Genomic DNA, 23,542 nt, shown 5'->3' with positions numbered 1-23,542 from the left:
CGAGGAGAAAGTCTGGATTGCTTCGCTACGCTCGCAATGACGGGCTGGGCTACAGCCTTACTTCATCAGCGGGATCGAGAACTCCGCGCCTTCCTTGACGCCGGACGGCCAGCGCGAGGTCACCGTCTTGGTCTTGGTGTAGAAGCGCACCGAATCCGGGCCGTGCTGGTTGAGATCGCCGAAGCCCGACTTCTTCCAGCCGCCGAAGGTGTAATAGGCGATCGGCACCGGGATCGGCACGTTGATGCCGACCATGCCGACATTGACCTTGGCCGCGAAGTCGCGCGCGGCATCGCCGTCGCGGGTGAAGATCGCAACGCCGTTGCCGTAATCATGCTCCGACGGCAGCGCCAGCGCTTCCTTGTAATCGTGCGCGCGCACGACCGAGAGCACGGGACCAAAAATCTCTTCCTTGTAGATCCGCATGTCCTTCGTGACGTTGTCGAACAGCGAACCGCCGAGATAGAAGCCGTTCTCGTAGCCCTGCATCTTGAAGCCGCGGCCGTCGACCGCGAGCGTCGCACCTTCCTTGATGCCGATGTCGATATAGCCCTTGACCTTCTCGACCGCCTCGCGCGTCACCAGCGGACCGTAATCGGCGGACGGATCGATCGAGGTGCCGATCTTGAGCGACTCGACGCGCGGGACCAGCTTTTCCATCAAGCGGTCGGCAGTGGACTTGCCGACGGGGACCGCGACGGACACCGCCATGCAGCGTTCGCCGGCCGAACCGTAGCCGGCGCCGATCAGTGCGTCGACCGCCTGGTCCATGTCGGCGTCGGGCATGATGATGGCGTGGTTCTTGGCGCCGCCAAAACACTGGCAGCGCTTGCCGGTTTGGGCTGCGCGCTCGTAGATGTATTGCGCGATCGGAGTGGAGCCGACGAAGCCGACGGCCTTGATATCGGGATCGTCGAGGATGGCGTCGACCGCTTCCTTGTCGCCGTTGACGACATTGAGGATGCCGGCCGGCAGGCCCGCCTCGATCATCAGCTCGGCGAGCATCATCGGCACGCCGGGATCGCGCTCCGACGGCTTCAGGATGAAGGCGTTGCCGCAGGCAATCGCAGGAGCGAACTTCCACATCGGGATCATCGCCGGGAAATTGAACGGCGTGATGCCGGCGACGACGCCGAGCGCCTGGCGCATCGAGTAGATGTCGATGCCGGGGCCGGCGCCTTCGGTGTATTCGCCCTTCATCAGATGCGGGATGCCGCAGGCGAATTCCGCGACTTCGAGGCCACGCTGGATGTCGCCCTTGGCGTCAGGAACGGTCTTGCCATGCTCGCGGGCGAGCAACTCGGCGAGCTTGTCGTAGTCGCGCTGCACCAGCTCGACGAACTTCATCATGACGCGGGCGCGGCGCTGCGGGTTGGTCGCGGCCCATTCCGGCTGCGCGGAGCGGGCGTTCTCGACGGCGGCGCGGACCTCGGCCTTGGACGCCAGCGCCACCTTGGCCTGGACGTCACCCGTCATCGGCTCGAAAACGTCGGCGGTGCGGCCCGAGGTGCCCTTGACCTCCTTGCCACCAATGAAATGTCCGACTGAACGCATGGAATGGTCTCCTTAAGGCGAGCTTGAACGCTTTGACAAATCCTATCGACCTGCATTTTATAGGATTCAAGTCTGAGATAATGCACCATAGATGTGCGAAAATGCTGGATCAAGGCGCTATCGACTGGGACGACTTCCGCTTCGTGCTGGCCATCGTGCGGGGCGGCTCGGTTTCGGCTGCGGCAAAACAGCTCGGCGTCGACCATGCTACCGTCATCCGCCGCGTCGACCGGCTGGAGAAGCACCTCTCGGCCAAGCTGTTTGACCGGCGCAAGACCGGCTACCTGCTGACAGAGGCCGGCCAGCGCGTCGCCGACAGCGCGGAAGCCATGGAATCGACCATCGTCGCCAACCAGGAGCAGGTCGGTGGCTCCGTGGCGCGGCTGACCGGCACAGTGAGGATCGGCGCGCCAGACGGATTTGGCACCGCCTTCCTGGCGCCCCGGCTCGCTCAGTTCGCCGACCGGTATCCCGATCTCGATTTGCAACTGGTGGCCACCGCGCGGCTGTTCAGCCTCTCCAAGCGCGAGGCCGATATCGCGATCAGCCTGACCATGCCGAAGGAAGGCCGCATCGTCGGCCGCAAACTGCTCGACTACCGCCTCGGACTCTATGCCGCGCCCGCCTATCTCGACCGCTTCCCGAAAATCACCTCGCGCGAGGTGCTGCCGCAGCATCGATTCGTCGGCTATATCGAGGAGCTCTTGTTCACGCCCGAGCTCGACTATCTGCCGCAGGTGTCGCCGAAGATCTCCGCACGGTTGCGCAGCGCCAATCTGATCGCACAACTCAATGCCACGCTCGCCGGCTTCGGTATCGCCGTCCTGCCGCACTTCATGGCGGCCGACTATCCGCAGCTGCTTGCGGTGCTGGCGGAAGAGGTCTCGATCACCCGCACCTTCTGGATGCTGATGCACGCCGACAGCAAGGACCTCGCACGCATCCGCGCGGTGGCGGATTATATTTCCGAGATTGTCGAGCGCGAGCGGGCGCTGTTTGCGGGGCGGTAAGGACGGTCTCGTAGGGGGGCAAAGGCGCCCTAGCGCCGTGCCCACCATGTCTCCACACTCGCGGTTGGATGGTGGGCACGCTTCGCTTTTGCCCACCTACCGCACCTCGGCCTAACTCTGCTTCACCTTCTTCGCCGCCGTTACCTTCGGCTCACGCCGCGCGCCATCGAGCGCACTGTCCTTGCCCGTCTTCAACACCTCGTCCGACAGCTCGCTCGAGCCGGCAATGCGCGCGAGCAGCATGGTGCCGGCCATGGTCGCCAGCGTCGCGATCGCCTGCTTGCGCGCGGCCTTGCGCGGCAGATTCGGGATGAAGTCCGTGATCATCTCGATCATCTCGTCGAGCTTGCCCGCAAAGGCCTTTCGTGTCTTCGGGCTCTCCCGGGCGATCTCGGCGCCGAGCGCGGGAATCGAGCAACCGTGACCGGGGTTGTCGCGATGCACCGTCGAGAGATAGGTCTCCACGATCTGGGGGAGCTGCTTCTCCGGCGCGACCTGATCAGATTGCTTGCGCCAGTGCTCCATCGAGCGATCCATGGCGTAGTCGAACGCCTCGATCACGAGCGCCTCGCGGGAATCGAAATGGGCGTAGAAGCCGCCATGGGTCAGGCCCGCCTCCTTCATGAGGTCGGCGACGCCGATGCCGTGGGCGCCCTTTTCGCGCAGCCGCACGGAGGCCTTCTTCACGATGCGGTCGTGGGTTTCCTGCTTGTGTTCCCGAGAATAGCGCATGCGGATCTCATTGGATGTCGGAGGTCATCTAATAACACGGATATCGGCAGGACGGCGCATTAATTCTCGGTAAAATTGTTGCCGATCATGGAAAAGGTCGCCGTTGCGTGCACCGCAAGCGCCCCCTTACCGTCGCGGACGAAGCCCTCGGTGTAGCTGGTCTGGCGTCCCAGCTTGATCACCTTGCCCTCAGCGGCGATCAGCCCGGACCGGACCGAGAGCGGACGCAGGAAGGTCATTTTCAGATCGAGGGTGACGGAGCCCTGCCCGGGCTCCAGCCTGGTCGAGATCGCACACCCCATCGCGGTGTCGAGCAGCGCGGCGGCTGTGGCCCCGTGCAGGAGGCCTATGGTGTTTTCGAGATCCTCGCGCGGCTTGAGTTCCATGACGATCCGGCCCGGCTCGACCACGGCCATTACGAAGCCGATCAGCTTGGCAAAGGGGGGCGGCGGTAACCGTCCGTCGCGGATACCCAGCATCGCATCCATGCCTGACAGGCCCATCGCCACTTTCGCGACCGGCGCAGGCACCTGCCACTCCACCACCCGCTCGCGCCGGCCCGCAGGCGAAAACAGGTCGAGTTGATCGTTGCTGGTCATCGTGACCTCTTGGTATGATTTCCATCATACTATTCTGCGGACTTCGCGCTGGCAACTCCTTCCCGCCCGCTTGACAAGCAAGACGTTTCGGCCCGGAAGTGATCCCGACAGGCCTATTCGCGCGTCCACGAACTCAGAGATCCCCTCATGGAAATGCTCAACCACCACTGCGGCGTGACGCGCGATGCGCGCGGCGTCGTTCACGTCGCCATCTGCAATGCCGGCTCACTGAACATTTTGGGCTCGCCCGTCACCGATGCGGTTCGCGAAGGTTTGCAGCAGCTCTCGTCCGACCGCAGCATCCGGGTTGCGGTGCTGCGCGGCCAGAGCGAGAAGAGCATGATCGGCGGGGCCGACATCAAGGAGATGGCCAGGCTCGACCAGAAGTCCGCCGAAGCCTTCATCAGCCGCCTGCGCGACCTCTGCGAGGCCGTGCGCGCCTTCCCGGCTCCCATGATCGCGCGCATGCCCGGCTGGTGCCTCGGCGGCGGGCTCGAAGTCGCTGCCGCCTGCGATTTCCGGATCGCAGCCCATGATGCGCATTTCGGCATGCCGGAGGTGCGCGTCGGCATTCCCTCGGTGATCCATGCCGCGCTGCTGCCGCGTCTGATCGGCTGGGCCCGCGCGCGCTGGCTGGTGATGACCGCTGAGAACATCGACGCGTCGACGGCGCTGGCCTGGGGGCTGGTCGACAAGGTCGCGCCGGAAGGCGGGCTCGATGCCGAGGTCGAGCACCTTGTGCAGGCGCTGCTCGAATGCGGCCCCGAGGCGCTGCGCTCGCAGAAAGCACTGCTGCGGCGCTGGGAGGAACTGCCGCTGACGGAGTCGGTGAATTTGAGCGTGAAGGTGTTCGGCGAGTCGTTCCTGACGGACGAGCCGACGCGGCTGATGGGCGCGTTTGTGAATCGGAAGCGGTAGGCGCTCTCAACCTCTTCCGTTCGCACGACCAAATCTCATGCGAACCACAAGATTTTCTCATGCCGGACGCAGTTGCATTTTTTGCGCCGCATCATATGATGGTCATAATCTTACATGTCCGACATCGTAGGGAGTCTCCCCCATGGCCGAAGCCGCCGATCCCGTCGTCATCGTCTCCGCCGTCCGTAGCCCGCTCGGGCGCTTCATGGGCGAGCTGTCGCCGCTTCCCGCACACAAGCTCGGTTCGCACGTGATCGGCGCGGCACTCGAGCGTGCCAAGCTTGCGCCGGAGAAGGTCGACGAGGTCTTCATGGGCTGCGTCCTTCCCGCGGGCCAGGGCCAGGCCCCGGCGCGCCAGGCTGCGCGTGCGGCCGGCCTGCCCGACGCCACCGGCGCCACCACCGTGAACAAGGTCTGCGGCTCCGGCATGAAAGCGACCATGCTGGCGCACGACATCATTCGCGCCGGCTCGGCCGAGATCGTCGTCTCCGGCGGCATGGAGAGCATGAGCAACGCGCCGTATCTGCTCGCCAAGGCGCGTGGCGGCTATCGCGCCGGCCACGACCGCATCATCGACCACATGATGATGGACGGCCTTGAAGACGCCTACGAGACCGGCCGCTCCATGGGCGATTTCGGCGAGGCCACCGCCGAAGCCTATCAGTTCACCCGCAAGGACCAGGACGCCTATGCGATGGAAACGTTGAGCCGCGCGCGCAAGGCGGTCGAGGGCGGCGCGTTCAAGGCCGAGATCGCGCCGATCACGCTGAGCGAGAGGGCAGGCCCCCGCATCGTCGCTAATGACGAGCATCCGCTCAAGGTCGATCCCGCAAAGATCCCCGGGCTGAAGCCGGCGTTCCGCGCCAACGGCACCATCACGCCGGCGGCCTCCTCCGCCAACGCCGACGGCGCCGCTGCGCTGGTGCTGACGAAGCGCTCACTCGCCGATCGCAACGGCCTGCCGGCTCTCGCCGTGATCAAGGGCCACGCCACCCACAGCCAGGAGCCGCAATGGTTCACCACGGCTCCGATCCCGGCGATCCGCAAGCTCTTGGACAAAGTCGGCTGGAGCGCCGACGGCGTCGACCTGTTCGAGATCAACGAAGCCTTCGCCGTGGTGGCGATGGCGGCGCAGCGCGATCTCGGCATTCCCCGCGAGAAGCTCAACATAAACGGCGGCGCGTGCGCGCTCGGCCATCCCATCGGTGCCACCGGCGCACGGCTGATCGTGACGCTGCTGCATGCGCTCGAGGCGCGAAACCTCAAGCGCGGTGTCGCGGCGCTCTGCATCGGCGGCGGCGAAGCCACTGCGATCGCGGTGGAGCGCCTGACGCACTGAGGTGAAAGTCCGGAAATGAGGGAACTCCGTCATTTCAGACAGACGCGTCTCGTGCCACTCTGCAAACTTGCGCAGGTGTTTCAAATCCTGCCTACCAAGATTGAGGCCCAATGATCTCGAACTGGCTCGCGGCAACACTCGGTCGCCGCAACATCCACTACGGCTGGGTAATGGTCGGCGTGACCTTCCTCACCGCGCTGATCAGCGCCGGCACGGTCGGGGCGCCCGGCGTGTTCATCGTTCCGCTTCAGAAGGAGTTCGGCTGGAGCACGGCGGAGATCTCGTCGGCGTTGTCGATCCGCTTCATCCTGTTCGGGCTGATGGCGCCGTTTGCGGCAGCCCTGCTCAACCGCTACGGCCTGCGCAACGTCACGCTGACCGCGCAGCTCATCGTAGTCTCGGCGCTGGTGCTCTCGCTCGGCATGACAGAGGTCTGGCAGCTCGTCGCGCTGTGGGGCGTCGTGATCGGGATCGGCACCGGCATGACTGCGCTGGTGCTGGGCGCCACCATCGCGACGCGCTGGTTCGCAGCGCGGCGCGGCCTCGTCGTCGGCATCATGACCGCGAGCGTCGCCACCGGCCAGCTCGTGTTCCTGCCGCTGCTGGCAAGCCTCACCGAACGTTTCGGCTGGCGGCTTGCGCTCGGCTTCGTCTGCATCGCGCTTGGTGTTTCCGCCCTCGCGGTCCTGCTCGCGATGCGCGACCGTCCGAGCGATTTGGGCCTGCGCCCGTTCGGCGACGAAGGCACCACACCCCTGCCCGCCCCGCCCGTCAGCCATGGCTCGATCACCGGCGTGGCACTCGGCACGCTGCGCGACGCCTCGAAGAGCAGCGCGTTCTGGGTCCTGTTTGCGACGTTCTTCGTCTGCGGCGCATCCACCAATGGCCTCGTGCAGGTGCATCTGATTCCGATGTGCCTCGATTTCGGCATCCCGCAGGTGCAGGCCGCGGGCTTGCTGGCTGCCATGGGCATCTTCGACTTCTTCGGCACCATCATGTCGGGCTGGCTGTCGGACCGCTACGACAACCGCTATTTGCTGTTCTGGTATTACGGCCTGCGCGGGCTCTCGCTGATCTTCCTCCCCTTCAGCGATTTCTCGTTTTATGGGCTCTCGATCTTCGCGATGTTCTACGGACTCGACTGGATCGCAACCGTGCCGCCCACGGTGCGCCTGACCGCGCAGAAATTCGGACCTGAGCGCGCCAATCTGGTGTTCGGCTGGATCTTTGCCGGCCACCAGCTCGGCGCGGGCACCGCCGCCTTCGGCGCCGGTTTCTCGCGGACGGTCTATCAGAGCTACCTGCCCGCCTTCTTCATCGCCGGCGCGCTCTGCGTGTTCGCCGCGCTGATCGTGCTGACGCTGTCGCGACAACCGAAGCCAAAGCCGCAAGCCGCGATGGCTTAGTATCTGATGGTGCCGGTGACGCCGTAGAGTGCGGCGTCACCGATCCGCCCGACACGAGGCGGGTCGTTCGGGTTCGGGATGCCGCTCGATTGCGGAAGACGTACCTGAAATAAAGCGCGACCAGCCGTAGCAGATCGAAAAAATCAGCAAGGCGAACCTGCCGTAGCCGTCAACAGACGCCTTGCGGATGTTCATGCGTCGCAATTGTGTCGGCTGGCCTCTCAGGCGACGGAACCCCCGCGTGGGTTGACGATCGTATAGCCACGCAATGAACGCGCATGCATTCGCGTCGCGTGTCCGCCCGAGTTGGCGTCGTACACCATCCAGGTGTCCCCTTCCAGGTGCTGCTCGAGGACGAACACATGTCCACGTCGCGCTGCGACCATTCCCGGTGCGGGTGATGTCCGCGGGAAGCGCAGCCAATTGGCCGCAAGATTTAATTCCGGCACGATACGGCCGAACACGCGCAGAGCCGCGCCGCAGCCGCAGAACGAGGAAGGGCAACCTGCCGGACGACTACCGACAATGCGAGCGCCGGAGATGTCCGCCGTCGGGGCGCTGCCCGCGCTGGTCACCGTCAATTGCGTCGCGCGATAGGCTTGTAGCGAGGACCTGGGATTCAGTGGGGACCGGGAAGTCCGCTCACGGCGCGTTTGCGCATACGAGAAGTCGCAGGGCATCGTGACGTTGCATTCAGGTACTTGATGAATGCGATAAGTCCGTGCTTCGGAAGCGACGGAGCTGAGGGCAACCAAGAGACACGCAGAAAGAACCGCCTTGAACATTGCAGGGCTCCAAATTGAAGATCCCTGCCCCGGCAATGAGAAACCAATAACAGTTTGGCTGAAATGGGCTAAAAAGCGGCCGAAAGTGGCTTCATTTGCGGGCCGATTTCTGCAGTCCTCATAGCCCAGACGTAGCGGCAGAGATGGACTACTCGCAGAGAACGAATGCGTGTCGTCGCAACTGAGACGCTACCGCATGTGCACGCCGCCCAGCGACGGGCGTCGACCGGCCGAGCGCGCAAACGCCCAGGGCGCCCCTCGAGCCATAAACCCGGGCAGTAATTGTTGCGCGCGTGGTCAGCCCCGAGTCGTCGCCAAACCCGCTCCTGTGGCTATCGCAAAGTCCGATTTTGCAGCACTGAGCGCTGCGGCGAGCTCGTCGATGTGGTAGGGCTTCGACAGGATCCGGATCCCGGCCATTTCGGCGTCGTGAACCGCGGCTTCGGCGTATCCGCTCGTCAGCAGGACCGGGATGTCGCTTCGCCTCCTCTTTATCTCGGACGCGAGTTCGACACCGTTCATGCCGCCCGGCATCATGATATCGGAAAACACCAGATCGACGGAGCGGCCGTCCGCCAGAGCACCGAGGGCCGCCGCAGCACTGGCCGCGCGCGTGACCTGGTAACCGAGCTGCGCAAGCATTTCGCTGACCAGCGCGGCGACCTCGTCGTCGTCTTCGACGAGGAGAACCCGGCCATGATTAGCCTTCTTGGGACGCGCCCTGTTCAGGTCGATGAGATGCCGTTCACCCGAAGGAATATTCCTGGATCGCGGCAAATAGAGCTCGATGCTGGTGCCCTCGTCGACGATCGATTTTATTCGAACCATCCCGCGTGATTGCGTCGCAAATCCGTGCACCTGCGCAAGCCCCAGGCCCGAGCCTTTCCCGACATCCTTGGTCGTGAAGAACGGTTCGAAGACCCGCGCCAGGATCTCGGGGCTCATCCCGACGCCCCTGTCGACCACGGACAGGCGGACGTAATCGCCCGAAATTTCATCCTCGTCGAAGCCGGCCAGGTTCTCGCCACGAACAACGATCGTGCCGCCGTTCGGCATCGCATCGCGGGCGTTGACCGCCAGGTTGAGAATGACCAGTTCGAGCTCTCCCGGATCGACCTCCACCGGCCAAAGACCATCCGGAAAATCGAACTCGACGTGAACGTCGCCTCTCAGGCTCCGATCGAGCAGTTCGCGCATGCCGCCGATCTGCGATGCGATGTCGACGGCCTCGGGCCGGAGCTTCTGCCGCCGTGAAAAAGCCAGAAGCTGCCGGGTCAGGCCGGCACCGCGCTGCGCCGCCTGAACCATTCCCTGCAACAGCCGACGCCGCCGATCAGGATCTGTCTGCCGATCGAGCATGTCCAATCCACCGGAGATCACCATCAGCAGATTATTGAAGTCGTGAGCTACTCCGCCGGTCAATTGTCCGATGGCTTCGATCTTCTGGGCTTGACGAAGGGTCTCCTCGACCCGGGCGCGCTCTTCCATTTCGGCCCGCAGATGCTTGTTGGCCTCCTCGAGAGCACGGGTGCGCTCGACCACGAGCTTCTCGAGCTCCTGGGCCGTCCGCTCGCGCGCCTGCAGCAAGGTTCGAATTTCATATTGCCGCCGGCGGGCCCGCATTGCGGATTGAATTGCGCTCGTCAGCGTGATCGGCTGAACCGGACGTTCAAGCAGCGAAACGTTGCGGAGTGTCTCGACGATGCTGCGGCGCCAAGCAACCACCGCCGGCTGCTCGCGGTGGCTGGTGAGAATGACAAAGGGCAGGTCGGACCAGGGCGGTTGCCGCTCGATCCAATGTGCCAGCGGCTGGGTATCCTTCCCGAACAAGCCCTCCTCGGCGAGAAGGACCGCGCCCACTCCCGCCGACATCTCGCTGACCAGTTCAGGCAGACCACGACAATTGATTGCGACGAGATTCGAATTGCGGAAAAGCTCGACCGATGCCGCCCCATCACGGCCGATCGGAGCAAACACGAGAACGCAATGATCGCGGTCCGCGCTCATTCCGCCGGCCCCTCTGGCATGCTCGTGCCCGTATAACGCGGATTTCCGGAGAAAATGCCGCTGAACTCGCTCAGCGGAGGGCCTAGCGTGACGCCAGCGCGGCCAAGACGAAACTCGCGGATTGAGTTTTCATGATTGCCGCTGCGCTTCTTCACGACGGAGAGGGCACGCCGCACCGTTCCGCCGACCTCAAAATAGCGCAGCATGAGCACCGCGTCACTCAAATAGCTGATATCGAGAGCCGTTTCCATCGGACCGATCAGCCCATGTTGAGCGAGGATCAGGACGGTCAGCACGCCTTTCTGCCCGAGATAGCTCAGGAGCTCATGCATCTGAAGGATGAGGAATCGCTCATCCGGCATCGCGTTGAGGTAACCGTTTAGACTGTCGATGATGACAATCCGGGCGTTATCCTTTTCGACGCTCTTTCGTACACTCGCGGCGAATTCCCCGGGGGACATCTCGGCGGGATCGATCTGTTGAAAGCGGATGAGTCCCGATTGCAGGTGCGTTTCAAGGGGCAGGCCTAGCGTCCGAGCCCGGGCTTCCACCGTGCCGCGACCTTCATCGAAGGCAAAGAACACCGCATGCTCACCACGGGCTGCCGCCGCGATCGCATAGGTCAGCGCGAGAGACGACTTGCCGACACCGGCGGCGCCCAAAAGAAGCGCACTGGTGCCGCGCTCGAGCCCTCCTCCCAGGAGCTGGTCGAGTTGCGCATTGCCGCTCGGCGTCAACTCACCGATGAACGATGCGTGATGTTCCCCCGCGACCAGCCGGGGGAATATCCGCACACCTCCTGCTTCAATGGTGAAATCGTGGAAGCCGCCGCGAAATCGAATGCCGCGCATCTTGATGACGCGCAGCCGCCGGCGCTCTGCTCCATAATCGATGGCGAGCTGTTCGAGCATCACCACGCCATGCGCGATCGAATGGAGTTGCAAATCGTCCTGGGAGGACGAGAGGTCGTCGAGGAGGATGACCGTGCAATTGCGGTTGGTGAAGAAGTGCTTCAGGGCCAGAACCTGGCGCCGGTACCGCAGCGGGTTCTGCGCGAGGAGGCGCAGCTCGGACAGGCTGTCCAGCACCACGCGCGCGGGATTGATCCGTTCGACTTCCTTGAATATCAGGCCCGTCGTTTCGCTCAGCTCCATTTCAGCGGGATGGAAGACGGTGAGCTCCCGCTCGGGATCCAGCGTCGTCTCCGGCGGAACCAGTTCGAAGATGTCGACACCTCGCAGCGACCAGCCGTGCCGCTGCGCAACCAGCGTCAGCTCACGTTTGGTTTCCGACAAGGAGATATAGAGCACGCGTTCACCGCAGCGGACGCCCTCGAGAAGGAATTGAAGCGCCATCGTGGTCTTGCCCGAGCCGGGCCGACCCTCGTAGAGGTACATGCGATTGGGATCGAGCCCGCCACAGAGGATGTCGTCCAGCCCGTCGCTGCCGGTCGAAATCCTGGGCAAGTCTTCGGGGTCGCTGGTTTGCGCCCCGCTGGATGAATCGGTCATTGGACCCCCGTGAAAGTTCCGTCGCTAACAATCTGCGCTCCGGCCGGAAGACGGGTCGCGCAGGTTAGCGGTCCGGTTCCAACCAAAAGGCGAAAGCTGGCGAAGAACGCCTAGGCGGGGTTCCAAGTTCCGCGTTACGACGCATGTCCGCCAGACCGTCTCCGGCGGAACCGTTTTGGGCCTTCTTTCAGATTCCTGGAGGGTCAGAAGGTCAATATCGACAAAACCAGTACGCTGGCCCCGAAATGCAGCACCAGCTCACTGCATCATCGAGGCCGCGATCTTCTCTGCCGACATCAGAACTGGGAAATTGGTGTTGGCACACGGCACCACCGGGAAGATCGAGGCGTCGACGACGCGCAGGCCCTGCACGCCTTTGACGCGGCCCTCTGGATCGACGACCGCCATCGGATCGTCGGCCCGGCCCATGCGGCATGAGCAGGAGGCGTGCCACACGCCGATGGTCGCCTTGCGCACGAAGGCTTCCAGCGCCTCGTCGTCGTTGATGACGTCGTCGAAGGTGAAGCCCTCGACCACGAAATTGTCGATCATGTAGTTGCGCAGCGCCGCCGGCCCGTCCATCAGGGCCGCGGCGATTTTTGTCAGTATCCGGTTCCTGGTGTTGACCACGCCGATCTTGCGCACGCGGTCGGTATAGGAGGCCGGGAACGGCTTGTCCGTCACGGCCCTGACGACGTCGCTCATCTGGACGGCCGCCATCTTGCGGAAACCGCTCATCAGGCGATCGAGATCGCGGCGGTCGGATAGCAAGTTGAACTCGACGATCGGCTCGGCTGCCGGGTCGCGCGAGGCAAGTTTGACCTGTCCTGTCTCGGAATAGGTCTTGTTGACGAACGTCAGCAGCGATCCGATCTGCTCACCGACCGCGTGCCAGGCTGATTTGCTGAGCAGGACGACGAACATATCGCCTTTCGGTACGCCTTCGAGCCCGGACGAGTAACGCAGGCCAAGCTGCATGTGGCGCCTGGTGTGCTCGTTCATCCGCGCTCCGCGGCGGACAAAGGACGACAGCGAGATCGAGGGATGATCCATCAGGCGCTGGCCGACGCCCTGTAGCCCCATCAGCACGGGAATGCCCATGTCCTTGAGGTGTCCGACTGGGCCGATGCCGGCGCGCAACAGATGCGCCGGCGAATGGATGGCGCCGCTGGAGAGAATGATCTCGCGGGCTCGGAATTCCTGCTCCCGTCCGTCGACCACGGCCTTCACGCCGACGCAACGCGTGCCTTCGAACAGCAATTCTCTGACTTGCGTGTTGGTGGAGATCGTGAGGTTGGCGCGCTTGCGCGTGTCGCGATCGAGATAGCCCATGGCAGCCGAGACGCGTTGCTCGGCCTGGTTGGAGTGCGTCACCGGGAAAAACCCGTCGACGAACTCGCCGTTCTGGTCGGCTAAGTATTGGTGGCCGGCCTGTTGGAAGGCATCGGCGAACGCCTGAGAATGTCGCGTCCAGTGCTCCCGCGGGATCCGGCGAACCGGGATCCGGCCGTCCTTGCCGTGGTAGGGACCGTCGAAATCGAGGTCGCGCTCGACCTTCTTGAAGAAGGGCAGCACATCGTTCCAGCTCCACCCCGCAGCGCCGCGCGCTTCCCATTCGTCGTAGTCGGTCGGCGCGCCGCGGTTGGCCATCTGGCCGTTGATCGAGGAGCCGCCGCCAAGCACGCGTGCCTGCTCGTATTTGCGTAAGGGCGGACGTCCTTCGTCCGGATTGTTGTGGCTGACGATCTGGGTCGTGACCTTGAGCTCGGTCCAGTGGAAGCGCGGATCGAAATAGGCCGTACCCGGATAGCTGTCCCTGATCTCGGCCGGCTCGTCGCCGGGCGGTGTGTCCTGTCCAGCCTCGCAGAGCAGGACCTTGTTGGCGCTCCTCGCGGAGAGCCGGTGGGCCAGCACGGACCCCGCCGAGCCGCCGCCCACGATAATGAAGTCGTACACGATTGGCGCTTCCTCTTGTTCTTGCCCGGGAAGCGTAGCGCGTAATTGTTTTGAGGTCACGTCATCACTGCCGCGGCAAAGCGGAGCACAGACAGCGGCAACATCGAAGGCGCCCTATCGGCAGGCACCCATCGTCGGGTCAGCAGTTGACGAGCTACCGAACCTGGGAAGCTTTACGGCTTCCTCACGAAGCCCGCGCGCAACCGCTCGGCAAACCAGACTACAAAAATTGAAGCAAACGACAGACAGAAAAATATGGCCGTCCAAAGCAGCGCGTTACCCGCATTTGTCATGACGTCTCTCCCTCGTTTCAAACGAGACGCTTGCAGACAATCGGACGCGTGGCGTTGCGATAGATCAATTTTGCTCAACTGGCATTGGGCAGAGGTCGGCATCAGCGGCTCGCAGTGACGGCTGAAACTACGGCCTGATCGAAAAATTCCCCGGCGGCCCCGGCTTTCGCAATGGCTCCGCCAGCCGCGCAAACTCGCACAGCAGCGACCGCGTCTTCCTGGGATCGATGATCTCCTCCACCCAGAATTTTTCGGCGGAGCGGAACGGCGAGCGCAGCTTGTTGAGGCGGTCCTCGATCTCTTTCAGTTTCTCCGCCTTGTCCTCAGCCGCGTCGATGTCCGCACGGTAGGCGGCTTCGATGCCGCCTTCGAGCGGGAGCGAGCCCCAATAGGCCGACGGCCAGGCGTAGCGGATCGAGAAGCGGTCGGCGGGCTGATGCACCACGCCGGCGACGCCGAAGGCATTGCGCAGGATCACCGTGCACCAGGGCACCGTGGTCTGGTTGACCGCGGCCATGGCGCGAACGCCATGGCGGATGGTGCCCGCCTTCTCCGCATCGAGCCCGATCATGAAGCCGGGGCAGTCCATGAGATAGACGATCGGCAAATGGAAGGTCTCTGCGAAGTCGACCCAGCGCACCACTTTCTGGCAGGCGTCCGCCGTCCAGGAGCCGCCATAGTGAAAGCTGTCGCTGGCAAGCACCATCACCGCCCTGCCCTCGAGCCGCGCGAGGCCGACGATGATCGGCTTGCCGAAATTCTTGGCGACCTCGAAGAACGAGCCCTTGTCCACGACCTGTTCGACGATCGGCCGTATCTTGTAGACCTGCTTGCGGTTGCGTGGCACCGCGCTCATCAGCGCCTCTTCGGTGCGCTCCGGATTGTCGGTGCAGGGCAAGGTCGGCGGCAGCCCGTCAACCGACGACGGCAGATAGGACAGGAATCGCCGCGCGCAGGCAAAGGCCTCCTCCTCGGTGTCGACGGCATGATCGACCGCGCCGGCGCGGGTCTGGATGTCGGCGCCGCCGAGCTCTTCCTTCGAGAGATCCTGCCCCAGCGCCTTCACCACCGGCGGGCCTGCGACGAACATCGCGGACTTCCGGGTCATGATGGAATAGTGGCTGGCGGCAAGACGCGCGGCACCGAGCCCTGCGACCGAGCCGAGGCCGAGCGCGACCACGGGCACGCGCGACAAGTTTTCGGTGGTGAAGCGATACCAGCGTGTGCCGCCGATACCACCCGGCAGGTTCGCCGCGCCCTTGGTCTCGATGGTCTTGACCGAGCCGCCGCCGCCCGAGCCTTCGATGATGCGGACGATGGGCAGGCGGAGATCATGCGCCATCTCCTCCGCCATCAGCGGTTTTGCGGAGATGGACGCGTCCGCCGAGCCGCCGCGCACGGTGAAATCGTCGCCGACCACGACGACGGTGCGGCCTTCGACGCGGGCACGGCCGAACACGCAGTTCGCCGGCGTCAATTTCTGCAACTCGCCGCTGGAATCGTACTCGCCGACGCCGGAGACGGCACCGATTTCGTGAAAGCTGCCTTTGTCGGTCAGTCTGTCGATACGTTCCCGAACAGTCAGTCGGCCCTGGTCATGCTGACGCTTGACCTTGTCAACGCCGCCCATCTCCCGCGCGAAGGCTTCGCGCCGGGCGAGCTCGTCGAGTTCCGACTTCCAGTTCATTCACTCCCTCCGAATTGATCGGCTTGTTATTGTTGTGCACGGCCATGGCGACCGGTTTGCGCGGGATGCGGGCGTTGAATACGTCGCCCTCCGCGCCGTCCATCAGGCTGCCGAGCGAGCGGCCGAGCGCGACCATCAACGGGGCGACTTCGGCATGCAGACGCTGCTCGTCATACATCGACGACAGAAGACCGATCGTGATCACCACAAACGTCTGATACTGCGGCGACCAGATCGGCACCGCGAGCCCGTTGATGTGCGGGCTCCACAAGCCGCAGGCCACGACATAGCCGCGCTCATGCAGCGACTGCCGATTGGCCTCGATGCGGGGCCGCAGGATTTTCGCAGCCTCGGGAGCTTCCCGCTCCATGTCTGCGATGAAGGCATCGCCGACCTCGGGCGCCAATGCCGCGGTGTAGGCTGCGCCCGCAGCAGTGGAGGCCATCGAGATGCGGCTGCCGGTGCCCTCGTGCAGGCCGAGTGCCGAGGCCGAGCGCGCAAACTGGAGATAGACCAGATGGAAGCGATCGGGCACCACGAAACCAACCGTGCCGGGCAGTTGCTCGGCGACTTCCTGGAGCCGCTGGCGAATCATGCTGCGCAGCTGCGCGCCCTTCATCATCGAGGCGCTCATCGCCACCGCGCTCGGCCCGATGCGATATTTCTGATCGCGCGGCAGATAGACCAGCTGACCCATTCGCGTCAGCGTGTGCGTGAGCCGCGACACGGTCGAGCGCGGCAGGCCGCAGCGGTTTGAAATTTCGAGATTGCCGAGCCTGCTATCGTGGCCCTCGAAGCATCGTAACACGTCGAACGCGCGCGACACCACTTGGATGACATCACCCTCACCGGCATCGCCGGCGAGCGCACCTTGTCTACTCAACCGCTCTGAACGTCGTCCCATGATCCCTACCGCTTGTTCCGCTGTGCGGAATTAAATTCCGCTTGCAGAAGAAACTACCTCAGGCATTTTGCGACCACAAGAAGAAGGCGATGGCATGCCAGAGATTAAGATCGTCACGGAGATCGCGGGTCGCATCTGCTCAACTCCCGTGCAAGTTGGAGGAACCGTTGCGGATGGTGATGAGATTGTGGTGGTCGAAGCGATGAAGATGGAGATACCTGTGCTTTCTCCTGTGAGCGGCGAGATCACATCTATCCTGGTGAAGATCGACGACGTCGTTGCCGAGGGACAGGCGATCGCGATCGTTGCGAACTGACTGCATTCTCCGTCGTTTCCGCGACAATCTGTCAGCCTCATTGCTGCGTTCGCGGTACGGCGTTGCCATTGCTTGATCGCGATGACATGATCCGTTTCAAACAAAACCTGTTTCAAACAAAGAAAGAAATCGTCGCGGCAAACGCGAGGATCATTGGAGGGAAACATGCATCGTGGGCTGGTCATGCTCGCGCCTGCCTTGGTGGCGGGCCTTTCTTTTGCGTCTACACGCTATGCATTCGCCGAAGACATCAAGCTACCGGCGACATTGACGTTCACCGCCTATGACACCGGCACCGCTGGCTTCAACATCGCGGTCGGCGTCGGCAAGATGATGAAAGACAAATACTCAACCGACGTGCGCGTGCTCCCCGCAGGTAACGACGTCGCGCGTCTGGCGCCGCTGCGCGCCAAGCGTGCGGTCTCCGCGGCGATGGGATCGGGGACCTATTTCGCACAGGAAGGCGTGTTCGAGTTCGGCTCCAGGGAGTGGGGCCCGCAACCGCTCCAGATCCTGCTCTCATCCGTCGACTGCAATTGCGGCACGCTCGGCGTCGCTGCGGATACGGGCGTGAAGGAGCTGAAGGATCTCAAGGGCAAGCGCGTCGGATTCGTCGTCGGCTCGCCGGCGCTGAACCAGAACTCGCTCGCGGTGCTCGCCTTCGCGGGCCTGACGCAGAAGGACGTCAGGGTCGTCGAGTTCGCAAGCTACGGCGCGATGTGGAAGGGCCTGATCAACAACGACACCGACGCGGCCTTCGGCACCACCATCACTGGCCCCGCCAAGGAAGCCGAGACCTCGCCGCGCGGCCTGATCTGGCCGCCGCTGCCCGCCAAGGACAAGGAAGGCTGGGCGCGGATGCAGAAGGTCGGCTCGTTCTTCTTTCCGCAGACCGCGACCTGCGGCGCCGGCATCTCGCCGGACAAACCGATCGAGCTCGGCAACTACCCCTACCCGATTTTCGTCGCCTACGCCTCGCAAGCCCCCGACCAGGTCTATGCGATCACCAAAGCCATGATCGTGAACTACGATTCCTACAAGGACGCCGCGCCCGGCGCCGGCGGGCTTGCGGCCGATCGCCAGACCAAGAACTGGGTGGTGCCGGTGCATCCCGGCGCGGTGAAGGCGCTGAAGGAAGCCGGGCAATGGAGCGACGCGCAGGACGCGCACAACAACAGACTGATCAAGCGCCAGGAGGTGCTTGGCGCAGCGTGGACCGACTACGGAAAATCCAATCCGCCTGCGGATGACAAGGCGTTCCTCGACGGCTGGATGAAGGCGCGTGCCACAGCCCTTGCGAAGGCCGACATGCCGAACGGGTTCGAGGATTAGTTCTCAGCGTTTATTGCCCACGCGCGGGGTCGATCATGTCGTCTGCTTCAGTCTCCACCGCCGCGCAGGACGAGGCCAAGCGGATCGTGTTCGACGATCCGCATGGCGCCGCCGGCAACATGCAGGAAGCGGAGGTCACGCGCGTCCGAAGCTTGCCCGGCGCGTGGCGCTGGATGCTCGTCGTCGCGACCGCCGCGACCGTCCTGCTCTGCATCAACCAGCAATTCTCGCTGCGCTTCTTCGTCGGCTACACCCAGCTCAACACGGAGTACTTCTATCTCCTGATCGCCCTGATGCTGCCGTTCACGTTCCTGATCTTCCCGGGGACCGCACGCGCGCCGCTCGACCGCATTCCCTGGTATGATCTCCTCTGCTTCGTCGTGACTTTTGCCGCAGCGCTTGTGTTGATGTCGAACGTGCGCAAGGCCGCGGAGGCCGGCTGGGAATTCGGCGGCGCGCCGAACAACGTGATCGCCGCGGGTCTCGTGATGTGGGTGATGCTCATGGAGGCGCTGCGCCGGACCGGCGGCTGGAGCCTGCTTCTGAGCGTGCTCCCCTTCACCGTCTATCCGCTGTTCGCGGAATCCAGCTGGCTCGGGCCGTTCCGCGGCACGCAGTCGACGCTGGAGCAAGCGACCGCCTATCACGTGCTGTCGGGCGAAAGCCTGCTCGGCATTCCAATCCAGGCGTTTGCCGACACCGTGATCGGCTTCCTGGTATTCGGCACCGCACTGATGATGACCGGCGCCGGAAAGTTCTTCATCAATCTCGCCTTCGCGCTGTGTGGCACGTTCCGCGGCGGCGCGGCGAAGGTCTGCATCTTCGCCAGCGGCCTGCTCGGCATGATGTCGGGCTCGATCATCTCCAACGTGCTCACCGCCGGCACCATGACCATTCCGGTGATGAAGAAGAGCGGCTTTCGCGCATCTTATGCCGGCGCGATCGAGGCCTGTGCCTCGACCGGCGCGGTGCTGGCTCCGCCGGTGATGGGTGCAACCGCCTTCGTGATCGCACAATTCCTCAATGTCAGCTACGCCGATGTCGCGATCGCGGCCATCATTCCGGCCGCGCTGTATTACATCGGCCTGTTCATGCAGGTCGATTCCTACGCCGCACGACACGGGCTGAAGGGCATTCCGCGCGCGGAGCTGCCGCGGGTCATGGATACGATCCGGGACGGCTGGTACTACGTCTTCGTGATCGCGCTGCTGATCGTCATGCTGCTCTACTTCAAGCGCGAGAGCCATGCGCCATTCTACGCCACCGCCCTGCTTCTGGTCCTCAACCAGCTGTTCTCGAAGGACACGCGCTGGACTGTGGCGACCATCGGCAAATTCCTCGAGGTCAACGGGCGCACCTTCGTCGAGCTTGTCGGCATCCTCGCGGGCTGCGGCCTACTGATCGGCGCCTTCTCGATGACCGGCGTGGTGTCGAGCCTCGCCAACGATCTGCTGCGCATTGCCGGTGACAATCCGTTCCTGCTGCTCGGCATGTGCGCCCTCACCAGCCTGATCCTCGGCCTCGGGTTGACCACGACGGCCTGCTACATCTTCCTCGCCATCCTGGTCGCACCGGCGCTAGAGAAGCTCGGGCTGAACAAGATGGCCGTGCACATGTTCATCTTCTACTGGGGCATGCTGTCGTCGATCACCCCGCCGGTGGCGATCGCCTCGTTCGCAGCGGCAGGTATTGCCGGCTCGCCCGCGATGAAGACGGGCTGGGAATCGATGTGGGTCGGCAGCATCATCTATTTCATCCCGTTCTTCTTCGTGCTCAATCCCGCGCTGGTGCTGCAGGGGCCGAGCCCTTATTTGGCCGGCCTCGGCTTGATGGCGCTTGCGGCGTTCGGGACGCTGTTCATCTGCGGCGGCATCCAGGGCTACCAGCCCTTCGTCGGCGATCTCCGCGGCGCCGGTGCCCTGGAATGGCCGATCCGCGTGCTGCTGGTGATCGGCGGGTTCGTGGTGGCCACCCCCGGCGGCGGCATCATGCCGCTATCGCAAATGCAGGTGACGCTGCTCGGCCTCGCCATCCTCGTCCCCACGGTTTTGCTCGCCCTGCTGCTGGTCCGGCGGCAGACCATGGTGCCGGACGGGTTGCGCGTGCCCTGATTGCGTTGCACAAAGAGAGGCGATGAAACCGCTTTCGCCACTCGACACCGCCTGGACCCGCTCGAAGCCGCCTTTGCTGCGGTTTCTGGACAATTGCCTCAACGAATTCTCGGCGGAGACCTCGGGCGCCGTCGCCGACTACATTCCCGAACTCGGCAAGGCCGATCCTGCCTGTTTCGGCATCAGCCTCGCGACCCTGGACGGTCATGTCTACGAGGTCGGCGACTCTAGGGTACCCTTCACCATCCAGTCGATGTCAAAGCCGTTCGTGTTCGCACTGGCGCTGGACCTGCTCGGCGCAAACAGGGTCGAGAGCTCGATCGGCGTCGAGCCCTCCGGCGATCCTTTCAACTCGATCCGGCTCAACTCCGAGAACCATCCGTTCAACCCGATGGTCAATGCCGGCGCGATCGCCTGCACCGGGTTGATCCACGACAGCAAGGGTCCGGACGCTTTCGAGCACATTCGCCTCGCGCTCGGTCGTTTTGCCGGCCGCGACCTCGCCGTCGACGAGGCCGTCTACGCTTCCGAAAGCCAGACCGGCGACCGCAATCGCGCCATCGGCTATCTCCTCAAGACCAATGCGGTGATCTCGGACGATGTCGCCGCCGTGCTCGACGTCTATTTCCGGCAATGCGCGGTACTGGTCACCGCGCGCGACATCGCGGTGATGGCGGCAACGCTCGCCAATCGCGGCGTCAACCCGGTTACCGGCGAGCAGGTGCTGACGCCTTACGCGATCTCGCGCACGCTCTCGGTGATGACGTCGTCGGGCATGTACGACTACGCCGGCGAATGGATCTACCGGATCGGCATCCCCGCCAAGAGTGGCGTCGGCGGCGGAATTCTCGCCGCCCTCCCCGCTCGCCTCGGGCTCGGCAGCTATTCGCCAAGGCTCGACAAGCACGGCAACAGCGTGCGCGGCATCAAGGTGTGCGAGGCGCTGTCCTCGCACTACGATTTGCACATGCTCAACCGCAGCGACGACGCGCGCAACGCCGTCATCGCCGATTACGACATCGGCAAGAGTCCGTCGCGGCGCGTGCGGCGCCCGCAGGAGCGCGATATTCTCGCAGCCCACGAGGAGGAGGTGCGGATCATCGAGCTGGTCGGCACGCTGTCGCTGTCGGCGGTCGACTATGTCTCGCGCCGGCTTGCGGGGCGGCCGCGGCCGCAATTCGTGATCTTCGATCTCCACCGCGTCACCTCCACCACACGCGCCGGAGCGCGGTTGGTGGCCGAAGCGTTCGAGGAACTCGCGGTGCTGAATGTGACCGTCGTGCTGTCAGGCGTCAGGCGTGCCTCCAAGGAATGGGACAGCCTGCGGGAATGGACCGCCGAGCTCAAGAACGTCCGCGACTTCTATTTGCTCGACACCGCGATCGAATGGGCCGAAGACCAGATCATCTATCGGTACGGAGGCTCGATCGATTTCCACGAGACCACCGAGCTTGCCGAGCAGCCGCTGCTGGCCGGCATGAGCGAGGAAGAGCTGACCGACCTCGCCTCGATCTGCACGATCCGGACCTATCAGTCTGGCGCGAAAATCCTCACCACGGGCGCCGCAGCCGATTCCCTTTTCTTCCTGCGCAGCGGCGCGGTGCATGTCACCCTGCCCGACGGAGTACGGCTCGCAACACTCACCGCCGGCATGGCGTTCGGCGAGATGGCGCTGATCGAGACCACTCGCTCCGCCGACGTGTTCGCGGATATGGCGGCGACCGCGTTCGAGGCGCCCCTGAAAGCGTTCGAACGCTTCCGCAAGCAGCACCCGCACGCCAGCGAACGCATCATGCGCAACCTTGCGCAGCTTCTCGCCGACCGCCTGATCGTCGCCAACGCCAGGGTGGATATCCTGACGTCGACCTGAGCGGCCTAGCGGCTCGCCGCCTCGCTGATCCGCCGCTTGATCTTGGCGGCACTGGTCTTGAGCAGCTCGGATGGCCGCTGGCCGGTCGCCACGCACAGGCATGCCCAGTAATAGATGACATCACCCAGCTCTTCGACGAGGCCCGCCTGGTCGAGCCAGTCATCGCGGAGCAGCTTCTTGATGTGGTCGGCGACTTCGCCGGATTCGCCGGCGAGGCCGAGCCCTAGATAGGACAGCCGTTCGTTGGACGGACGCTCATCGACTTTCGCAATCGTTGCAGCCCAGGCGGCATATTCATCGATCGTCATGAGGGTCCCTCACAGCAGTTGCTCGATCAGCCTACCACTTCGGTGACCGGCTGAAGGTCGATCTCAAAGGTCTCCAGAAACTTTGACGTCATGATGTAGAATCCGACCGAGAGCTGCAGCTCGACGAGCGCGGCTGGCGTCAACTTCGCCGCGATCGCCTTGAAGGTCGCATCCGTCGGCTTGTTCAGCTTCACGATCTCGTCGGTGAACGCGAGCGCGGCGCGTTGCGTCTCGTCGAAACAGCTCGCGGTCTGCCAGTTCTCGAGCGCCTCATTCTGCTCGTCGGTGACGCCGACATTCTTGCCGATGCGCTTGTGCGCGACGATCTCATACGGCGCCTCGCACAGGATGCCAGTGCGAGTGATCGCGAGCTCGCGCACGATCGGATCGAGTTCGCCCTTGTGGCGGATGGCACCGCCGAGGCGGCAGTATTGCTCAAAGTAGCTCGGCGAATGCGACATCATGCGGAAGATGTTGGCATTACGATTCTTGTCGAGGATTTCGCGGGTGCGGTCGGATGCTTGGGATGGGTCGCTGTAGTTGATACGGGCCATGATTTTCCTGAAGTTTTTCCCTAAGCCTTTGATGCTTTTTGTCGTTAGCGGCGAAAGTTCCACGAAACTGTATTCTTGCGCGTCCGCAGGAGCAACAACATCGAGTCAAAATGCCGCCGCATTGCTGAACGACCTTGGTACAGTCGATATTCGCCGCGTGGGGACTTGATCGCGGCGGATACTCGCAAGGGGTGTTCCGAGTAAAAACAATTGGCCGTTGGGCGCTAACCGCGCATCGATGAGTCACGCCCAAGTCTAGGGAGAAAACGGCATGAAGGAAGCCACCAAGGGGGCGGCCTCGGAAGCGTTCGCGCATATGCTGGCGGTGATGGCGATGCTCGTCATCGCCA

At 63.6% G+C, this 23,542-nt stretch carries 19 protein-coding genes; 8 read left to right on the top strand and 11 right to left on the bottom strand.

Annotated features, from left to right (window positions below; genetic code table 11):
* Window positions 1-57: 57 nt before the first annotated feature.
* A complete protein-coding gene (locus IVB41_RS19270; protein ID WP_247408278.1) occupies window positions 58-1,554 on the bottom strand; it encodes a CoA-acylating methylmalonate-semialdehyde dehydrogenase in 1,497 nt (498 codons plus the stop codon).
* Between the two features lie 101 nt (window positions 1,555-1,655).
* Between IVB41_RS19270 and IVB41_RS19265 the strand changes: the two genes are divergently transcribed.
* Entirely contained in the window at window positions 1,656-2,564 is a 909-nt protein-coding gene (locus IVB41_RS19265) for a LysR family transcriptional regulator (RefSeq protein ID WP_247360499.1), read from the top strand.
* A gap of 111 nt (window positions 2,565-2,675) precedes the next feature.
* Here the strand turns inward: IVB41_RS19265 and IVB41_RS19260 are convergent, their stop codons facing one another.
* Together IVB41_RS19260 and IVB41_RS19255 are read right to left on the bottom strand one after the other, a co-directional pair.
* Window positions 2,676-3,296 carry a TetR/AcrR family transcriptional regulator gene (locus IVB41_RS19260; protein WP_247360498.1) on the bottom strand — a complete coding sequence of 207 codons (621 nt, stop codon included), beginning with the start codon at window positions 3,294-3,296 and terminating at the stop codon, window positions 2,676-2,678.
* Window positions 3,297-3,355: 59 nt separating this feature from the next.
* Window positions 3,356-3,895 carry a PaaI family thioesterase gene (locus tag IVB41_RS19255; protein ID WP_247433923.1) on the bottom strand — a complete coding sequence of 180 codons (540 nt, stop codon included), beginning with the start codon at window positions 3,893-3,895 and terminating at the stop codon, window positions 3,356-3,358.
* Between the two features lie 147 nt (window positions 3,896-4,042).
* On the opposite strand from IVB41_RS19255, the gene IVB41_RS19250 reads away from it, so the two are divergent.
* From IVB41_RS19250 to IVB41_RS19240, 3 genes are all read left to right on the top strand, one after another.
* Window positions 4,043-4,813 carry an enoyl-CoA hydratase gene (locus IVB41_RS19250; RefSeq protein WP_247433921.1) on the top strand — a complete coding sequence of 257 codons (771 nt, stop codon included), beginning with the start codon at window positions 4,043-4,045 and terminating at the stop codon, window positions 4,811-4,813.
* Between the two features lie 142 nt (window positions 4,814-4,955).
* Window positions 4,956-6,152, top strand: a complete 1,197-nt coding sequence (locus tag IVB41_RS19245; RefSeq protein WP_247433918.1) for an acetyl-CoA C-acyltransferase — start codon at window positions 4,956-4,958, stop codon at window positions 6,150-6,152.
* 110 nt (window positions 6,153-6,262) lie between these two features.
* A complete protein-coding gene (locus IVB41_RS19240) occupies window positions 6,263-7,558 on the top strand; it encodes an MFS transporter (RefSeq protein WP_027569559.1) in 1,296 nt (431 codons plus the stop codon).
* 221 nt (window positions 7,559-7,779) lie between these two features.
* Here IVB41_RS19240 and IVB41_RS19235 read toward each other — a convergent pair whose 3' ends face one another.
* The 6 genes from IVB41_RS19235 to IVB41_RS19210 all read right to left on the bottom strand — a co-directional run bounded on the left by IVB41_RS19235 (window position 7,780) and on the right by IVB41_RS19210 (window position 16,701).
* Window positions 7,780-8,343, bottom strand: a complete 564-nt coding sequence (locus tag IVB41_RS19235; RefSeq protein WP_247433915.1) for a hypothetical protein — start codon at window positions 8,341-8,343, stop codon at window positions 7,780-7,782.
* A 297-nt stretch (window positions 8,344-8,640) separates the two neighbouring features.
* Entirely contained in the window at window positions 8,641-10,350 is a 1,710-nt protein-coding gene (locus IVB41_RS19230; protein WP_247286552.1) for a response regulator, read from the bottom strand.
* Window positions 10,347-11,861, bottom strand: coding sequence for an ATPase domain-containing protein (locus IVB41_RS19225; protein WP_247433911.1), 1,515 nt, complete (start codon window positions 11,859-11,861; stop codon window positions 10,347-10,349). Before IVB41_RS19225 ends, IVB41_RS19230 begins: the two co-directional genes overlap by 4 nt.
* A 258-nt stretch (window positions 11,862-12,119) precedes the next feature.
* Entirely contained in the window at window positions 12,120-13,817 is a 1,698-nt protein-coding gene (locus tag IVB41_RS19220) for a GMC oxidoreductase (RefSeq protein ID WP_247433907.1), read from the bottom strand.
* 420 nt (window positions 13,818-14,237) lie between these two features.
* On the bottom strand, window positions 14,238-15,797 hold the full coding sequence (locus IVB41_RS19215; RefSeq protein ID WP_247433903.1) for an acyl-CoA carboxylase subunit beta: 1,560 nt from the start codon (window positions 15,795-15,797) through the stop codon (window positions 14,238-14,240).
* A complete protein-coding gene (locus IVB41_RS19210) occupies window positions 15,727-16,701 on the bottom strand; it encodes an IclR family transcriptional regulator (protein ID WP_247286556.1) in 975 nt (324 codons plus the stop codon). Before IVB41_RS19210 ends, IVB41_RS19215 begins: the two co-directional genes overlap by 71 nt.
* Before the next feature lie 94 nt (window positions 16,702-16,795).
* Here IVB41_RS19210 and IVB41_RS19205 point away from each other — a divergent pair, with 94 nt between their 5' ends.
* From IVB41_RS19205 to glsA, 4 genes are all read left to right on the top strand, one after another.
* On the top strand, window positions 16,796-17,017 hold the full coding sequence (locus tag IVB41_RS19205) for an acetyl-CoA carboxylase biotin carboxyl carrier protein subunit (protein WP_247433900.1): 222 nt from the start codon (window positions 16,796-16,798) through the stop codon (window positions 17,015-17,017).
* A 165-nt stretch (window positions 17,018-17,182) separates the two neighbouring features.
* Window positions 17,183-18,349 carry a TAXI family TRAP transporter solute-binding subunit gene (locus tag IVB41_RS19200; protein ID WP_247433897.1) on the top strand — a complete coding sequence of 389 codons (1,167 nt, stop codon included), beginning with the start codon at window positions 17,183-17,185 and terminating at the stop codon, window positions 18,347-18,349.
* A gap of 35 nt (window positions 18,350-18,384) precedes the next feature.
* Window positions 18,385-20,460, top strand: coding sequence for a TRAP transporter permease (locus IVB41_RS19195; RefSeq protein ID WP_247433894.1), 2,076 nt, complete (start codon window positions 18,385-18,387; stop codon window positions 20,458-20,460).
* A 22-nt stretch (window positions 20,461-20,482) separates the two neighbouring features.
* Window positions 20,483-22,330, top strand: coding sequence for a glutaminase A (gene glsA / locus IVB41_RS19190; protein WP_247433891.1), 1,848 nt, complete (start codon window positions 20,483-20,485; stop codon window positions 22,328-22,330).
* Window positions 22,331-22,335: 5 nt separating this feature from the next.
* On the opposite strand, the gene IVB41_RS19185 is transcribed toward glsA, so the two are convergent.
* Together IVB41_RS19185 and IVB41_RS19180 are read right to left on the bottom strand one after the other, a co-directional pair.
* Complete coding sequence (locus IVB41_RS19185; protein WP_247286562.1) at window positions 22,336-22,638, bottom strand: nucleoside triphosphate pyrophosphohydrolase family protein; 303 nt, start codon at window positions 22,636-22,638, stop codon at window positions 22,336-22,338.
* A 26-nt stretch (window positions 22,639-22,664) separates the two neighbouring features.
* Window positions 22,665-23,192: a carboxymuconolactone decarboxylase family protein gene (locus tag IVB41_RS19180; protein ID WP_247433888.1), complete on the bottom strand. Its 528-nt coding sequence runs from the start codon at window positions 23,190-23,192 to the stop codon at window positions 22,665-22,667.
* Window positions 23,193-23,542 lie beyond the last annotated feature (350 nt).

The sequence above is a fragment of the Bradyrhizobium sp. 44 genome (genome assembly GCF_023073095.1).
Lineage (GTDB): Bacteria > Pseudomonadota > Alphaproteobacteria > Rhizobiales > Xanthobacteraceae > Bradyrhizobium.
This window is presented reverse-complemented; position numbering and strand designations above follow the sequence as displayed.

Coding starts and splice junctions, on each gene's coding strand:
- IVB41_RS19185 (WP_247286562.1), bottom strand. CDS start 22,638: ATGACGATCGATGAATATGCCGCCTGGGCTGCAACGATTGCGAAAGTC.
- IVB41_RS19180 (WP_247433888.1), bottom strand. CDS start 23,192: ATGGCCCGTATCAACTACAGCGACCCATCCCAAGCATCCGACCGCACC.
- IVB41_RS19240 (WP_027569559.1), top strand. CDS start 6,263: ATGATCTCGAACTGGCTCGCGGCAACACTCGGTCGCCGCAACATCCAC.
- IVB41_RS19235 (WP_247433915.1), bottom strand. CDS start 8,343: ATGTTCAAGGCGGTTCTTTCTGCGTGTCTCTTGGTTGCCCTCAGCTCC.
- IVB41_RS19205 (WP_247433900.1), top strand. CDS start 16,796: ATGCCAGAGATTAAGATCGTCACGGAGATCGCGGGTCGCATCTGCTCA.
- IVB41_RS19230 (WP_247286552.1), bottom strand. CDS start 10,350: ATGAGCGCGGACCGCGATCATTGCGTTCTCGTGTTTGCTCCGATCGGC.
- IVB41_RS19210 (WP_247286556.1), bottom strand. CDS start 16,701: ATGGGACGACGTTCAGAGCGGTTGAGTAGACAAGGTGCGCTCGCCGGC.
- IVB41_RS19195 (WP_247433894.1), top strand. CDS start 18,385: ATGTCGTCTGCTTCAGTCTCCACCGCCGCGCAGGACGAGGCCAAGCGG.
- IVB41_RS19200 (WP_247433897.1), top strand. CDS start 17,183: ATGCATCGTGGGCTGGTCATGCTCGCGCCTGCCTTGGTGGCGGGCCTT.
- IVB41_RS19215 (WP_247433903.1), bottom strand. CDS start 15,797: ATGAACTGGAAGTCGGAACTCGACGAGCTCGCCCGGCGCGAAGCCTTC.
- IVB41_RS19250 (WP_247433921.1), top strand. CDS start 4,043: ATGGAAATGCTCAACCACCACTGCGGCGTGACGCGCGATGCGCGCGGC.
- glsA (WP_247433891.1), top strand. CDS start 20,483: ATGAAACCGCTTTCGCCACTCGACACCGCCTGGACCCGCTCGAAGCCG.
- IVB41_RS19270 (WP_247408278.1), bottom strand. CDS start 1,554: ATGCGTTCAGTCGGACATTTCATTGGTGGCAAGGAGGTCAAGGGCACC.
- IVB41_RS19255 (WP_247433923.1), bottom strand. CDS start 3,895: ATGACCAGCAACGATCAACTCGACCTGTTTTCGCCTGCGGGCCGGCGC.
- IVB41_RS19260 (WP_247360498.1), bottom strand. CDS start 3,296: ATGCGCTATTCTCGGGAACACAAGCAGGAAACCCACGACCGCATCGTG.
- IVB41_RS19225 (WP_247433911.1), bottom strand. CDS start 11,861: ATGACCGATTCATCCAGCGGGGCGCAAACCAGCGACCCCGAAGACTTG.
- IVB41_RS19245 (WP_247433918.1), top strand. CDS start 4,956: ATGGCCGAAGCCGCCGATCCCGTCGTCATCGTCTCCGCCGTCCGTAGC.
- IVB41_RS19265 (WP_247360499.1), top strand. CDS start 1,656: ATGCTGGATCAAGGCGCTATCGACTGGGACGACTTCCGCTTCGTGCTG.